This is a genomic window from Ruegeria denitrificans (assembly GCF_001458295.1).
Taxonomy (GTDB): Bacteria; Pseudomonadota; Alphaproteobacteria; order Rhodobacterales; family Rhodobacteraceae; genus Ruegeria; species Ruegeria denitrificans.
This window is the reverse complement of sequence record NZ_CYUD01000018.1, coordinates 31,078-46,964: the sequence shown is the minus strand read 5'-3', so window position 1 is coordinate 46,964 and position 15,887 is coordinate 31,078. Positions and strand designations below refer to the sequence as shown.

The following is a 15,887-nucleotide window of genomic DNA, read 5'->3' as shown; positions in this document are numbered from 1 at the left end:
GGGCTATTCAGAACTTCTTGCGTCAGAGACGAGCCTCCCGCGGTCAATTAGAAAAGGGTGTGGTGCCCTTCAGAAGCTGTATGAAGGTTTTGCCAACCAGATTTGGCTCCTCTCCTCGTTTTCTGACCAGCTCGATCTCTGACTTAAGATCGAACCTGCCATCCCCGACAGATCGCAATCGGTCTTCGCGGACCCATGTATCCGCAAAACCTTCCGGTAGGTAGCCAATGTAATTGCCTGTCAAAACCAGCATGGCCACACCTTCAATCTGGTGCGCGCTTGCGTTCGATTGAAGCCCGCTCGAAATCGGGGCCACCTGATCCTCGTTCAGATAGGCACGTTTGCAGTAATTTGCCGTGGGCAACAGTTTTTCGACATCTGTCAAAGTGGTTGCATCAAACAAGGGATGCCCTCGACCGCAGTACAAACCAATATTCTCTGTCTCCAAAGGTTCATAAATCAGGCCGGGTTTGTGCTTGTGAAACACCCCGACACCGACTGACACTTGCCCGTCCTGAACCGCGATTTCGATATTGTCCGGCGGTAACGAATGCAGCTCAAGGGACACTTCCGGGGCGATTTGAGTAAATTTTGTAAGCGCCCTCATAACTGGTGTGTTGTCGCTATGGACCCAGTTGTCTATGGCGGCCACGGACAAACGGCCCACAAGCTTTCCGCGTGTTTCGGCGACGACCTCACCAAAATGCTCCAGCGACGCAAATAGATTTTGCGATGCGGAATAGACGATCTCGCCCTTGTCTGTCAGGCGAAACCCTTTGCGCCCCCGCTGACACAATCTTATGCCCAGTCGCGTTTCCAGATCGGAAATCTGCCGCGATATTGTCGACGCAGACACATTCAACGCAATCTGTGCTGCTGAAAATCCGCGGGATTCAACCACAACGGAAAACACATAAAGCAAGTGCACATCAGACTTGGACAAACTTGGGGGCAGCATGACAAAACAATACTTGTAAAGTTATGCAAGTATAGTCTCTGAATTTGCTATTTACTCAAACTATAGCGCGCGACACCCTTTGATGTGACACAACCTTTGCCCGGAGATCGCACATATGGACAGCAGCACCGTCGCAACCCGCAAATGGGGGATCAATAACGACTATGCCAAACTGACGGATGTTTTGTTGGGCAAGCCTGAGTATTTCAAATGGGTCGAAGCCGGGCCATTGATCGGGCGCACGCTTGCCAATGCAGAAAAGACCGGCCACTCGTTCGATTTGCAGCTGGCGATGAAGCAGCATTCCGAAATGGTCTCGATCTACGAGGAGAATGACGTCACATGCCATTACCTCGACAGTGATGAGGTGTTGCATCGCAATTTCTTTGCGCGCGACAGTTCGGCAATGACGCCGTGGGGTGCCCTTATCTGCCATATGCAGCTGAAATGCCGCCGCGCCGATTATGCCACCGCCATTAAGTTCTATCAGGAAAACGATATTCCAATCTGGAAATTTGCCACTGCCGGTCATTTTGAAGGCGGTGACTTCAATATCATTGAACCCGGCCGGGTGCTGATCGGCTATTGCGGTGAACGGTCCGAGAAAGAGGGCTCTGAACAGGTCGCGGAATTCGTCCGCGCCGAAGGGTGGGAGGCTGTGGTTGCCCCGATCAGCCGCGAGTTCGTTCACATGGACGGCTTGATCGTGCCACTGGCGGAAAAACTTGCGGTGGCCTGTATCGACGCGATGGAACCCTGGCTGGTGGATATCGTCAGAGGTTGGGGAATTGAGATTGTCGATGTCTCGTATCGTGAGGCAAAGAACCTGGGCGTTAACCTTGTCGCGCTTGGCGAAGGCAAGGTTCTGTCCATGGCCGGGGCCACCGACCTGAACGCCAAGATGCGCGCCATGGGTTTCGAGGTTTACGACCCGGACATGTCCATGTTCACATTGGGCGGCGGTGGCGTGCATTGCCTCAGTCAGGCTCTGTGCCGCGAGGACGCATAACCAATATTCGCTGATCGGCATAAGGCAAAGCTCGAGACTGCGCCTGATCTCCCGCTCCACACGGTCGATACAGGAGAGGCTGCTACCTGTCCGCGAAAGTATCGCGGATGCACAGACATTTTGACCTAGATAGAAGAAGGGAACCATGAGACCGCATTGAAACCAATTGGGGTTGGCACCCGCCGTCCCCACGTGTAACAGGGCGCATCCCGGTCGCAGCCTACCCGGGTAACAAAACAAGGGTTCAAAATATGAAAACGATCGTAATCTGCTCGGGCGGGCTGGATTCGGTGTCGCTGGCGCATATGGTGGCCCGCGATCACCAGCTGACGGGCCTAATTTCCTTTGACTACGGCCAGCGTCACAGGAAAGAGCTGGACTATGCCGCACTCTGCGCAAAACGGCTGGGTGTCCCCCATGACATCATCGACCTGCGCCCGGTCGGGGCCGTTCTGACCGGATCGGCGCTGACCGATGATGTTGACGTACCAGACGGGCATTATGCCGAAGACAGCATGCGTGTTACCGTGGTGCCCAATCGGAACGCCATCATGCTGACCGTAGCGTTTGGCGCGGCGGCAGCGAGCGGGGCGAATGCAGTGGCAACGGCTGTGCATGGCGGGGATCACTTTATCTATCCCGATTGCCGCCCGGAATTTACGCAAGCCTTTGAGACCATGCAGAAACACGCATTGGATGGCTACGCCGACGTGTCCTTGTTCACCCCGTTTGTGCATCGCAGCAAAGCCGATATCGTCACCGAAGGGGCGCGATGCGAAACACCCTTTTCGCAGACATGGTCCTGCTACAAAGGGGGTGAATACCATTGCGGCCGTTGCGGCACCTGTGTCGAACGGCGCGAAGCGTTCCACTTTGCCAATGTCAAAGACCCAACCATCTATGAAGACCCCGAGTTCTGGGTCGTAGCCACGGCGCATAAGGAACCCGCCTGATGTACCGGATCACCAAGGAATTCCACTTTTCCGCCTCGCATCAACTGACCCACCTGCCTGACGATCATCAATGCGCCCGAATGCACGGGCACAACTATATCGTCGAGATTGAACTGGCTGCGGTCGACCTGAACACCGACGGTTTCGTGCGCGATTATGGCGAGCTGAAGCCGCTCAAAACCTATATCGATGAAACCTTCGATCACCGGCACTTGAACGACGTGATGAACATCCTGACCACGGCGGAAAACATGGCGCGTCATTTCTATGACTGGTGTGCTGCGCGCCGGCCGGAAACCGCGGCCGTCCGGGTCAGTGAAACGCCAAAAACCTGGGCCGAGTACCGCCCATGACCCGCCTGCGCATTGCCGAAATTTTCGGCCCCACGATCCAGGGCGAAGGCGCGCTGATCGGGGAGCCCACTGTTTTTGTCCGTACCGGCGGCTGCGATTATCGCTGCAGCTGGTGTGACAGCATGCATGCGGTCGACACGGCTTTTCGTCATGACTGGGCTTCAATGTCCACCGATGCTGTTTGGGATCGGGTGCATACCCTGTCGGGCGGGCGACCCTTGACTGTTTCACTGTCGGGCGGAAACCCGGCCATTCAAAATTTTGGCCCCCTGATCGCGCGGGGTCGGGCCGAAGGGTATCGTTTTGCCTGCGAAACCCAAGGCTCGATTGCGAAACCGTGGTTCAGCAATCTGGACACGCTGGTTCTGAGCCCGAAACCACCCACAAGCGGAGAATCCGTGGATTGGAGCGCATTCGCGGCCTGTATCGACGCCGCGCAACCTGGTCCGAAGGTGGTGATGAAAATCGTGATCTTTGATGAGGCCGACTATGACTGGGCCCGTTCCGTGGCTGACCGCTATCCGACGCTGCCGCTCTATCTGCAACCGGGCAATGCCGAGGTCGATCCCGAGCTGCCGGTCGACCCGAAAACCCTGTCGGACCGCTTGTTGTGGCTGGTCGAGAAGGTAACCGCCGATGGCTGGTTCACGCCTCGGGTTCTGCCGCAACTGCACGTCCTGCTGTGGGGAAACAAACGCGGGGTCTGACCCCATAAAGGAGCATATGATGGAAACCATTTACAGCGACCTGACCCAATTGGGCGGAAAAACCGAACTACCGACATCGCCCGAAGCGGCCGAGCTGGAGCGGGTCCAGAATCCGCAGGCTGATATCGACTATTGCGTGCGGTTCACCGCGCCCGAGTTCACCTCGCTCTGCCCGATGACCGGACAGCCTGATTTTGCCCATCTGGTCATCGACTATGTGCCCGATGACTGGCTGGTTGAATCGAAATCCCTAAAACTGTTTCTGGGTTCATTCCGCAATCACGGTGCATTTCACGAGGACTGCACCGTGTCCATTGCCCGCCGTCTGGTAGAATTCCTGTCGCCCCGCTGGTTGCGGATCGGTGGCTACTGGTATCCGCGTGGCGGCATCCCGATCGACGTTTTCTGGCAAACTGGCGCCACACCCGAGCAAGTCTGGATACCCGATCAAGGTGTCCCCCCCTATCGCGGGCGCGGTTAGGGTCTTGGGACTTTCCGGGGACGGCACCCGTGCAAGTACGTAATCGCGTCAGCCGTTCCCTCACCAATCCAGACGTTCGTAGGTTTCTGTGCCGATTTGGGAAATCTCGTCGGTATTCTGGATCAGAACAGTTTCGGCCATGACATCCGTCTGCGAACCACTCGGTACATCGCTGTCCCCAGCCCCGTCATAATCTGCCAAGCCATCCCATCCCACATCCGTATGCTCTGACACCTCAGTGCTGTCACTACCGGAAACAACCATGTCTTCCTCGGGGCCTACGGATGCCGAGACACTGTCTATATCGCCAACGGCAATTGTGAATTCGCTGCTGGATGTCACCGGCGCACCGTTAAATGCGGTGTCGTAAAGGACAATCTCTCCGTTTATCGCCCCCTCGTATCCTGACGGCGGTGAGATCTCCAACGCATCGATATTCCAACTGGAAAGATCTACGGTGCCCCCATCCGCAACAATGGCATTGTCACCGCTAGTCAGAATTGTGTTACGTGGTAAACCTTCAATGGCGACACTTGCCCCTGCGCCGACACCATCCAGCGCGATCCCCACATCCAGCGTGCCGTTCACATCAACTGCAACCTCCTGATCTGCCTGTACCGTGCGGCGGCCATCTACATCAGGGCCTTCCCATTCAAGCTTTAACCCTGCGCGACCGAAATTTTCAAAATATCGCACTTCGATATCATGTGTACCGGGCTCCAATTCGATCTGACCCGAGGCCCCACGGTAACCGTGATTGCCATCGTCTTTGACGACTTCCTGCCCATTGACATAGATTACGACGCCATCATCAGCGGACGTGTGGAACGTATACTGGCCGCCTTCCTCAACCGTGACCTGCCCTTGAACTCGGGTTGCAAAAGTGTCTTTGGAACCGCCCTCCCAAAACGAGTCCCGGCTGTTCTCATAATCAATCTCGGCCCTATGCTCTTGGTAATCAGGAGCGGATTCCCAGTCCACATCATCCAATTTCCCGATGCGGTGATCCATGTCGATATAATCGACGCGAAAGCCCTTGTTCAGTCCGGCAGTGGGGACGGTGATCTGCGGCTCATCTACGTTGATGGTGATAGGTTGGCTGATCTCTGCGCCGCCCTCGGATATGCCAAGGGTGGCTTTGATCTCTCCGATAAAATTATGTGGCGGCGTGATCGTCAGCAAGTCGGAATCAAAACCCGCTATGTCAGCACTTCCGTCACCATCCGCCTGCACAAACTGGCCGCCTGCCTCTACAACTGTGCCCGGCGGCAAACCTTTCACAACAAGACTCGTGGCTTCGCTGAGCTCGGCCTCTGGATGGGCAACATTCATCGCGAGGGACATACCAGATACGGTTTGCGCGACGGACATGTCAGGGGCAGTGACAAGCTCTGGCCCGTCCATGCCCGGACCTTCCCATTCCAGTTTCAAACCGGCATGGCCGTAATTTTCGAAATAGCGCACTTCGATATGGTGTGTGCCGGGGTCCAGATGCACCTCGCCCGATTTGGTCTGATAGGCATGTAACCCGTCATTCGCTACCACAACCTCCCCATTGATGACCAACTGCGCACCGTCATCCCCACCAAGGTCGAACCGGTAAATGCCGCCTTCATCCACTTGCACCGCACCGGTAATCTCAACGCCAAACGTGTCTTTTGACCCCCCTTCCCAAAACGAGTCCCGACCGTTTTCATAGTCGACCTGAGAAACCAGCTCCTGATGTGTGGGCTTTGCGTTCCAATCAATGTCATCCAGCGACGTCAGCCGCTGGTCCATATCGAAATACTGCGCTTGAAACCCCGTCGACACTATCAAATCAGGGGTGTCAGCTACGTCAACCGTAAATGTTTCAGACGTACTGAGCCCGCCGGCATCCGTTACAGTGACCGAGACTTCGACCGTGCTGGCATCCTCAAAATCAAGAGCTGTTGTCTCTTTCAGACGCAAGATTCCGTCGACGACTTCGAACCGGTCATCCGAGATCTCGATAACATGGCTATCGTTTCCATCCGGATCTTCGAAACTCAGCTGTCCAACAATGGCCCCGCTGACATTTTCGGCAATCACATTGGGCGCTGCGGTCAGAGTGATATTATCCACCAGTGCGCCGTACGAGTCATTCTCATCCGCCGCCTCGCGCAACTCCAACTTGTCTTCACCTGTACCCACCACCTGCATTTCAAACGTGGTCCAATCCGTGCTGTCCGGATTCAGGTCTCCAACCAGTTTGTCGTTCCAATAAACTTCGACTGTGTCCGTTCCGTTCGCCAGCCGCTCGCGCAGATCAAGTCCAAGATCATAGACCTGGCCTTTGCTCGTCTGGATTGTCTGACTGAAACTGTCGACACCGTGCCCGGCATCCATTTCCAGATGCTGCTGGCCATCCGAGGCATTAGTATTGCCCAGATTGTCCCAGATTTCCATGCCGCTGTCGGTTTCCCACGCGCCGGATTCGTCATCGCGAAAAACGTTCCATCCACCTGAACCAACCTCAAAGTTTTCGTAGCTGCCATTGAGGACAAGATTGTCTGATTCCGTGCTCAGTCTCAGACCCGACGGCAACTCGTTCTGATCCGTGACCTCGATGGAGAAACCTTCCGCATGCGCGGTTCCCGCCGCATCGGTTACAGTCACCTGAACCTCAATCTGCTGCTCGGGTTCATAGTCCAGCGTGACGCCGTCTTTCAGCTTCAGCTCACCATCCACAACCTCGAACCGGTCATCCGAGACGGAATAACTGTGGCTGTCACCCGAATCCTGATCCTGAACAGATAAAGTGCCCACCACAGCACCGTCCGCGTTTTCAGAAACGGACGTACCAGATAGATCCATACCGGTAACAGCATCGTTCCGGTCGGTGACCTCGATGGAGAAACCTTCGGTATACTCTTCCCCCGCCGCATCGGTGACCGTCACCTGGACCTCAATCTGCTGATTGGATTCATGGTCCAGCGTGACGCCGTCTTTCAGCTTCAGCTCACCCTCCACAACCTCGAACCGGTCATCCGAGACAGAATAACTGTGGCCGTCGCCCGAATCCTGATCCTGAGCAGATAAAGTGCCCACTATAGCACCGTCCGAATTTTCGGCGACAGATGTGCTGGTCAACGAAACATCTTCCGGCGCATGATTTGACTGCGTCGTTTCTTCGACCTGCCTTTCAGCGTTATTTGTGTTCTCAAAATTTGACTGTCGAACCGATGGTGCGGGGATGCCAGAAAACTCCACCGGTGTTGTAATTGTTGGGTGCAGTTGAATTGTTTCATCGCTGTTGTGCCGAAAAACCGTCGTTGCATTCTGGGAAAATTCGGCAGTACCCTCCTCTAATGCAGCAAGTGCCGATGGTTCGATTGAGCTGTCAGCACTTCGGTTGCTGGCCTCCTGGGTTTTTTCAACCGACAAAGCGGCGGGCTCAGCATCTGGACGCACTTGCCCGGCGTCCGAAGATTCCCTGACGATGGCGCTGCCTTCCTTCTGTTCTCCGGTGTGAAGGGCGCTGCGGCTCTGATCCTCGGGGGAGATCTGCGCCCCTTTCGATAATTCGGAAGCAAAGGCTTCTTTTTCGCGTTGCTCTTTAGGCAGGCCAGAACCCAGGCTCGGTCCACTTTTATCAAACTCACCCATCACACATCCCCGCATTCAAAAGGTCAGACCCGAAGTGTAGTGATCAATCGTTAAGCCAGCCTTTCCGTTTTCAAGTGCATTTGACTCAATTTCTCTCATCTTGAACCCGACAAGTTCATGAAAGAGAAAGATATTCTGGCGTCTGTTCGAAAGAAGTTACCGAACGGGGCAGACATGAAAGAACAGGTTTTCAAGGGGCGCGACAGTACCGTTGCTCCGAAGGTGCCCATTCTGGCCGCATCATTGTCATTGAACATTGTGGCACTGATCATGCCGATCGTCATTCTGTTGATCTTTGACCGTGTCATCCCCTTTCAGTCGACTGACACATTGCGAATGCTGACGCTTCTGCTGCTGATGAGCGTCGTGATCGAACTGCTTCTGCGATGGGCCCGCTCGACATTGCTGAATATCACGTCCGAACGGGCGGCGGTCTCAAACTACCACCGCTTTGCCAACCGAATACTGCATGCGGATGTCACGGCATTCTTACAACAGCCCGCATCAACCTATCTGGATCGTTTTGCAGCCATTGCTCAGTTGCGCGATCACCATGCAGGGCAAAACCACGCGTTGTTGATCGATTTACCATTTACCTTGGTTTTTGCGGTTATGGTGGCCCTTATCGGGGGATGGCTGGTGCTAGTTCCTGTGGCTGGGTTGTGTGCGGTTCTGGTCTTTTCTCTGGTGATGAAGCGGGCGCAATGGTCCTTGTTTGACAGACGCAAGTCACTGGATAGCCGGCGCTATGCTTTTCTGTCCGAAGTGCTTTCGGGCATCCAGACTATCAAAGCGAACCGGATGGAACGTCAAATGACGCGCCGGTTCGAAATGTTAGAGGATCAAACGGTTGAGATCAGCCAACGCTTGATTAGGTTTTCGGGTCTCGCACAAACCTTTGGTGCAATATTTGGTCAGGTCTCCGTAGCCGCAATGGGCTTGCTGGGCGCCTATCTTGTAATTCAACACCATATAGGCATTGCCGAGATGGCTGCTTGCATGTTGTTGAACGGGCGCATCGTACAGCCGTTAACCAAACTGATGACATTGTGGGTTCAGTCCGAAAACGTGGCTTTTGCCTGGGGTAAACTGCGTGAAATTGATGCCTTGCCGACCAGCAAGTCTGTTCCTGAAATCGCCACTCCGATCAATGGCAACATTTCCTTGCGCGACCTCAGGTTTGAGCGCGACGGTTCACCAACTGAGCATATGGTGCTGAAAGCTCTGACGTTAACCCAAGGTCAGATTGCTTTGATCAAGGGCGAAGCGCGTTGGCAGGTGCAGGCATTTTATGATGTGATGACTGGCCTGAACAAACCGATCAAAGGCGAAGCGTTGATCGACGGGGTTCCGATCCACTCCCTCAAGTCCTGGCGCGGACCGGGTGCTATCATCGTGCTCGAAGACAATCCAGCCATCTTTTCCGGAACCTTGTTGCAGAACCTCAGCGCCTTTGGCGATGAAGATCAGATCACCCGCGCCAAAAAATTTGCTGCCCGGCTGGGGATGGAACAAAGGATTTATCGCCTGCCAATGGGCTATAATACACTAATGGGATCAGGCAGCGTGTTCGAAAACGACCCCGTTAACCGCCAATTGATTGCATTGGTTCGTGTTCTAGCTCTGCGACCAAAAGTATTGATTATGACCGAACCTACGTCGGTTTTGGACACTGCTGAACGTGAGGCCTTGTCAGACTGCCTTACCCACCTGAGCCCACGACCGACCATCCTCATGGATAGCCCCGACCCACGCATGGCGCGTCTTGCGGATGTGATCTGCGAACTAACGCCGCTGACGGGCGATAAAGTTGCAGATTGGGTGGCTGACGCAAACGAAGAACAGACAACTGCGCGACAAAGAAAGGATGTGGCATGAGCCTGGTTAACACTCAGGATGCCAGTGCATTGCTGATGCGACTTTTGCTGGTCGGCGGCTGGCAAAACAATGCTGATGCAATTGCCGAAGCTTTTCCCCATCTTTCTGAAACGCTTGATCCCGCTGATCTAATCCAGACACTTGAGAATCTGGAAGTCCCTCATGTGCATACAACCTGCCTTGAAAGCGACATAAAAGAAGCGGAATGCCCCGCTTTGGTTATCCCGACACAAGGAGAGAGCTACGTGGTTCTGGGCCGCGAGGGGGGTATGTTGCACATTGCCGATCTGACAACCGGCAACCCAAACCATTTTCAGGTGCGCCGGAGGACCTGCACGGTAATCCGCGTTGAAAAATATACCTTCCAGCCGTCGCGACGGGACCTCAGAACTGTCCGAGGCTCCTTCGAGGTTTTGCGAAAAATGATCCCCGGGTTATTTTTGGCGGCCTTTCTGACCAACCTTCTGGGCCTGCTTGCACCGCTTTTGATCATGGCAATCTATGACCGGGTGATCCCCTCCGGCTCAGTGGATCTTTTACTGGCGCTGACCCTCGGGGTGGCCATTCTGACGACGTCAGATTTTACGTTCCGTACGATCCGCAGCAGGGCATTGGCCCATGTCGGCCAGACCGGAGAGCGCACTCTGGCCGTGGGTCTGTTTTCAAAGCTGATGAGCCTGCCACTGTCGCAGCTGCAAAAATCTAGTGTGACCCAGCAGATAGCCCGTTTTCGCCAGTTTGAATCCCTTCGGGAATTTTTCACTGGTCAGATAATGACCACACTAATTGACCTTCCATTTGCCCTGATATTCCTGGCAGTGCTTACATATCTGGCCCCTTCGGTAGGGCTCTTGACGCTTGGGCTTGCGGCTTTGCTGTTAAGCATCGGGTTTCTGGCCCTGCCCTTCCAGCAACAGTTGGATCAGGCCGCAAGTAAAGCCGCCCAGGCCAGCACAATGGTCATTCAGGATGCTATCGAGCATCAGCGTACTCTTGCAAATCTGGGAATGCAGGATCGATGGTTGCGCCATTGTATGCCACTGGCCGAAAAGACAGAGGCTGCAACTGCCCGAGCGCGCCAACTGCGCAATCTGACGCAATCCATGTCACAAACCATCGTTACGCTTGGCTCAGTCGGTGCCATCATTCTCAGCGCTCTTGGCGCAATTGCAGGCAGCATGAGCTTTGGCGCCTTGATCGCTTCTATCGCGCTGGTCTCCAAAGTGCTGGCCCCTGTTCAGGCCTTTCAATCGTCGCTTGGTCAACTTGTCGGATATAGCAATAGCCAGAAACAAGCGGATCAGGTTTTGGCATTGACGGAAGAGCTGGAATTGGGTCTGGGCCGGTCGCATCAGAAAACTTTACGCGGTGCGATTGCGTTTCAGGGGGTAAGCTATCGGCCCGACCCGCTGAACCCTGCACTGTTGACGGCAGCCAGTTTCCGCTGCACGCCGGGGGAACTGGTCGTAATCCTCAGCCGGGATGTCGCCAGCCGAACGGCGGTTCTGGACCTGATCAGCGGGCTTGCCTCACCGTTGGCGGGCGTAATCGAACATGATGGGATCGACATACGGCAGATCGCCCGGGATGAGCTGCGAAAATCCGTAACTTATGCCACATATAATTCCCATTTGTTCCACGGGACGGTGAAGCAGAATTTCCGCCTGGCCGCACCCACATTAGATAGCCAAGATATCCATGTCGCACTGGACAGTCTTGGAATCCGAAAGGAAATCGAGGCCCTGCCCGAAGGCTGCGACACACGCTTGAACAATAGGCTTTTGTCTAACCTGTCAGGCGAACTGCTCAAGTCGCTGGTGCTGGCTCGCAGCATGGCCCGACCGTCCTCTGTCTATCTGTTTTCGGAACCGACCAATGGCCTGTCCCATGCACGACGTGCCGGGTTCAAGGCCTGGCTGACCACTCAAAGAGGCAGAAAGACCATTCTGATATCCACCGCCGACCGCTCGTTCATGCAGATGGCAGATCGGTTGATTTACGTGAACGGGGATCGAATCGTCGTTGATGATACCGGTCCTGCTGCCATCAGGAAGGTTGAGGCCGTTATGAAAGCAGTAGGAGCCTGAACAATGCATAAATCTGCAAAAAAGCAGCGGAAAAATGGACCGATTGCAAAGGCCAGAAACAGGGACAAAGCCCGCCTGGCCCGATTTGCCACCCTAATTGCCCTTGTCTTTTCCGGCATGGTAGCCGCGCTGATCGGTCTAGCTGGCTATACTGACGTGCCCCAGATCACCCGCGCGCCGGGTACTGTCGTGCCGATGGGCGACTATACCCAGATCGAAGTCATGGAAGGCGGCATCGTCGAGCGCGTATTTGTTCAAGACGGCGACCGGGTGCAGGCGGGTGACGTGCTGGTCGAATTGCGCCACCCCGATCTCAGTAAAGAGCAGAAAAAGCTGGGCGAGCAAATCGCCACGATGGATCGAAAGCTGTTGCAGGCACAGACCGTATTGAACACTCTGGCTGATGGCGGCGCAATCACCAGGGCCTGGTTGGACTCGTTGCGCGACCGAAATCTGCATCGCGCGGCAGCGACGCTGGAAGTCCACGCAGAAAGTCAACGTGTGAAACAGCTGGCGATTCTCCAGCAACAAGAGACACTTAAGATCCTCCAGGCCTCACAGCAATTCACGTTGGAACGGGTCGAACGCAAAAGGGTCGAACTGGACCGCGCGCGTCGGCTGCATGATCAGGGATTGACCACGTCACGCGATCTTGCGCGTGATGCAGACCAATTGGACGCCCTACGCACTGCGGCATCTGATGGCGAGGTCCGCCTGGCCCAAGCACGCAGCGCTTTAACGCTAGCTCAGGCGGAACTTGCCGAACAATTCCTGACCTTACGGCAAGAGATGCTGAACCAGATCGAAGACCTGAGTGACATGCGAAGCGAGCAGCTGGTGTCATTGCACATTGTGGACCGCAAGCTAAACGAGCTTAGGATCGTCGCGCCCAACAGGGGGATCGTACAATCCGTTGCCTTCCCAAACCCAGGCGAGGTTATTGCACCGGGCGAGACGATTTTTGAACTACTGCCTTCGCAACTTGACCTGATGGTCGAGGCCCGTATTCCAAATGGAGACATCGGACATATTGGTGCAGAGCAACCTGTAAACCTGACTGTCGACACCTATGATGTGCGCCGTTTTGGCAAAGTGCGGGGCCGGATCGCGGCGGTGTCTCCGGTGCCGCTTGTTGATGAGCAAACCGGCGACACCTATTTCCGGGCTTCGATACAATTGACCGAAAAGTCCGTTGGCAGCGGTGCATATGAACGCCCGCTTCAGGCCGGAATGACAGTGGTGGCGGAAATGACCACGGGCGAAAACACTCTGCTCGCCTATATGCTGAAACCGGTTCATCAGACCCTGAACAACGCCTTTGACGAGCGCTAGTAGAAGGCGACCGCCAAGTCAGGCGCGCATATTGGCACCGTTGGCGTCATAAATCGGCGCGCCCAGAACTGTGGCGTCGTAAAAATCACCCAGAATTTCCACCTGCAGGATTGTGCCCGGCGCGGCATTTTCTGCGGCTACATAACCCATCGCCATAGACGCCCCAACCCGGTGCGCATAGCCTCCTGACGAAACATATCCGACGGCAACGCTATCCTTCAGGATTGCCTCGTCATTGGACACATCAATTCCGTCGACGTCGATTGTCATTGTCACAAGTTTCTGTTTGGCGCCCTCTGTGCGGACCGCCTCGGTTTCGGCCTTGCCGACAAATTCCTTATTCCAGTTGATAAAGGCGTCCATACCGCTTTCCACTGCGTTGAAATCCGGGCGGAATTCCAGCGTCCAGACGCCCCATCCTTTTTCCAGCCGCATCGACATCAGCGCACGGGCCCCATACCAGCGATAGCCCAGATCATTACCGGCCTCTTCAATGGCTTCGGCCAGTCGCAGCAGGTATTGCGACTTGCAGTAGATCTCGTAGCCCAGTTCGCCGCTGAACGAGATGCGATTCAGGATCACCGGCACCCCGGCCACAAAGGTCTGCCGCAGATCTCGGAATTTGAAAGCCCCGGCCGAGACATCCTCGCGCGTCAGTCGCGCCAGCAGCTCACGAGATTTGGGGCCAGACAGGGCGATGCCGTGCCAGTCATCTGACACATTGGCATAGGTCAAATCGCCCGGCAGGTCTTTCTCGAACCAACGGCGGTGCGCCTCTTGCATAGCACCGGAACCGAACAGGATAAAGTGATCTTCGGCCAGACAAGCCACGGTCAAATCGCCATACAGTTTACCCTTGGGCGTCAACATCGGCGTCAGCGTCAAGCGGCCCGGTTTAGGCACAAACCCGGCCAGCACGTGATCCAGATAGGCCCGCGCGCCTGCGCCTTTGAACTCATGTTTGGCAAAATTGGCAATCTCAATCCCACCAACAGCTTCTTGCACCGCTTTCACCTCGCGCGCGACATAGTCGTGACTTCGGTTGCGCTCGAATGTCGGGTCTTCATGCGCGTCCTCGGGGCCATCAGCGAACCACAGCGCGTTTTCCAGACCAAAGCCTTGTCCCATCAGAGCACCTTTGGCGACCAACCGATCATAGAGCGCCGTAGTCTTCTGCATCCGACCCTTGGGCAGCGTTTCGTTCGGGAATGTCATCACAAAACGGCGTTCGTAGTTTTCCGAGGATTTAATCGTGCCCCACTCGGGCGTCGCGAACTCGCCAAACCGGGCCACATCCATGGCCCAGACGTCGATCGAGGGTTCGCCCTCGATCATCCACTCAGCCATCGTCAGGCCCACGCCGCCACCCTGGCAGAAGCCCGCCATGACACCCACGGCGACCCAGTAATTCTTCATCCCTGGCACCGGGCCGATCATCGGGTTGCCATCGGGGCCAAAGGTAAACGGGCCGTTGATCATGTCCTTGATACCAGCCTCACCAATGGTGGGAATACGTTCAAACGACATCTCCAAACGGTCGGCAATGCGGTCAAGGTCAGGTTGCAACAGTTCATGCCCGAAATCCCACGGTGTGCCACCGATCTTCCATGGGGTCGATTTCGGCTCATACGTGCCCAGCAGCATCCCCTGACGTTCCTGCCGGAAATAAATGTTGGCCTCATAATCAATCCCCGCCGGCAAACGCCCGGCTTCACCCATGGCTTCCATACGCTCGGCGATCTGAGGGATTTTCTCGGTGATCAGATAATGGTGTTCCATCGGTTGCACCGGCAAGTGAATACCGGACATACGCCCCACCTCCCGCGCCCAGAGTCCCCCACAATTCACCACATATTCGGCATTGATCTGACCTTTGGGCGTGGTCAGATCCCACGAGCCGTCAGAACGTTGCGACATCGCGGTGACACCACAATGGGTGAAATACTGCGCGCCGTGTACACGCGCCGATTTGGCAAAGGCATAAGTCGCGCCGGATGGATCGAGATCGCCATCCTGATCATCCCACAGCGCCGCATAGTAATGTTTCGGGTCGACCAACGGGTGCCGTTCGGCCAACTCGGACGGAGAAATGAACTCCTGATGCAGACCCATATAGCGCGCCTTCGATCGTTCGCGCTTTAGGTAATCGTACCACTCTTTGGTCGACGCCGCGTAGAATCCGCCAGTGATATGCAAGCCAACCGAATGCCCCGAGGTCTCTTCGATCTCTTTATACAGATCAATGGTGTAACTCTGCAGGCGGCTGATATTTGGGTCCGAGCTGATCGTATGAATCTGCCCCGCCGCATGCCAGCTAGAGCCCGAGGTCAGCTCATCACGTTCCAGCAGCACCACATCCTTCCAGCCGAACTTGGCCAGATGAAACAGGATCGAGCATCCAACGACGCCACCACCGATGACAACGACCTTGGCATGGGATGGCAGCGGTTTGCCGGAGGCTGTTTCGTCTTTTTGAATCTCAGGCATGCGTGTTTTCCTTTA

The 15,887-nt window shown here is 55.3% G+C and carries 11 protein-coding genes; 8 read left to right on the top strand and 3 right to left on the bottom strand.

From position 1 onward, the window contains the following. Positions 1-43: 43 nt before the first annotated feature. A complete protein-coding gene (locus RUE5091_RS20435) occupies positions 44-958 on the bottom strand; it encodes a LysR family transcriptional regulator (protein ID WP_058283795.1) in 915 nt (304 codons plus the stop codon). 115 nt (positions 959-1,073) lie between these two features. Here RUE5091_RS20435 and RUE5091_RS20430 point away from each other — a divergent pair, with 115 nt between their 5' ends. The 5 genes from RUE5091_RS20430 to queF all read left to right on the top strand — a co-directional run bounded on the left by RUE5091_RS20430 (position 1,074) and on the right by queF (position 4,461). Further along, the gene (locus tag RUE5091_RS20430) at positions 1,074-1,967 is read left to right on the top strand and encodes a dimethylarginine dimethylaminohydrolase family protein (RefSeq protein ID WP_058283794.1); all 894 of its coding nucleotides are present in this window, start codon (positions 1,074-1,076) and stop codon (positions 1,965-1,967) included. 251 nt (positions 1,968-2,218) lie between these two features. After that, a complete protein-coding gene (gene queC / locus RUE5091_RS20425; protein ID WP_058283793.1) occupies positions 2,219-2,920 on the top strand; it encodes a 7-cyano-7-deazaguanine synthase QueC in 702 nt (233 codons plus the stop codon). Continuing rightward, positions 2,920-3,273, top strand: a complete 354-nt coding sequence (queD, locus tag RUE5091_RS20420) for a 6-carboxytetrahydropterin synthase QueD (RefSeq protein ID WP_058283792.1) — start codon at positions 2,920-2,922, stop codon at positions 3,271-3,273. The genes queC and queD overlap by 1 nt, the downstream gene beginning before the upstream one ends. Beyond that, positions 3,270-3,980 carry a 7-carboxy-7-deazaguanine synthase QueE gene (gene queE, locus RUE5091_RS20415; protein WP_058283791.1) on the top strand — a complete coding sequence of 237 codons (711 nt, stop codon included), beginning with the start codon at positions 3,270-3,272 and terminating at the stop codon, positions 3,978-3,980. Before queD ends, queE begins: the two co-directional genes overlap by 4 nt. A 16-nt stretch (positions 3,981-3,996) precedes the next feature. Next, positions 3,997-4,461 carry a preQ(1) synthase gene (queF, locus tag RUE5091_RS20410; protein ID WP_058283790.1) on the top strand — a complete coding sequence of 155 codons (465 nt, stop codon included), beginning with the start codon at positions 3,997-3,999 and terminating at the stop codon, positions 4,459-4,461. Positions 4,462-4,521: 60 nt separating this feature from the next. On the opposite strand, the gene RUE5091_RS20405 is transcribed toward queF, so the two are convergent. Next, positions 4,522-8,088: a PA14 domain-containing protein gene (locus tag RUE5091_RS20405; protein ID WP_058283789.1), complete on the bottom strand. Its 3,567-nt coding sequence runs from the start codon at positions 8,086-8,088 to the stop codon at positions 4,522-4,524. 174 nt (positions 8,089-8,262) lie between these two features. Between RUE5091_RS20405 and RUE5091_RS20400 the strand changes: the two genes are divergently transcribed. From RUE5091_RS20400 to RUE5091_RS20390, 3 genes are read left to right on the top strand one after another with little or no spacing between them, the layout of a single operon-like run. Further along, complete coding sequence (locus tag RUE5091_RS20400) at positions 8,263-9,966, top strand: ABC transporter transmembrane domain-containing protein (protein WP_165590810.1); 1,704 nt, start codon at positions 8,263-8,265, stop codon at positions 9,964-9,966. Continuing rightward, positions 9,963-12,053, top strand: a complete 2,091-nt coding sequence (locus tag RUE5091_RS20395) for an ABC transporter transmembrane domain-containing protein (RefSeq protein WP_058283787.1) — start codon at positions 9,963-9,965, stop codon at positions 12,051-12,053. The genes RUE5091_RS20400 and RUE5091_RS20395 overlap by 4 nt, the downstream gene beginning before the upstream one ends. A 3-nt stretch (positions 12,054-12,056) precedes the next feature. Further along, a complete protein-coding gene (locus RUE5091_RS20390) occupies positions 12,057-13,385 on the top strand; it encodes an HlyD family type I secretion periplasmic adaptor subunit (protein ID WP_058283786.1) in 1,329 nt (442 codons plus the stop codon). Positions 13,386-13,403: 18 nt separating this feature from the next. On the opposite strand, the gene RUE5091_RS20385 is transcribed toward RUE5091_RS20390, so the two are convergent. Next, entirely contained in the window at positions 13,404-15,872 is a 2,469-nt protein-coding gene (locus tag RUE5091_RS20385; protein ID WP_058283785.1) for a GcvT family protein, read from the bottom strand. Between the last annotated feature and the right edge of the window lie 15 nt (positions 15,873-15,887).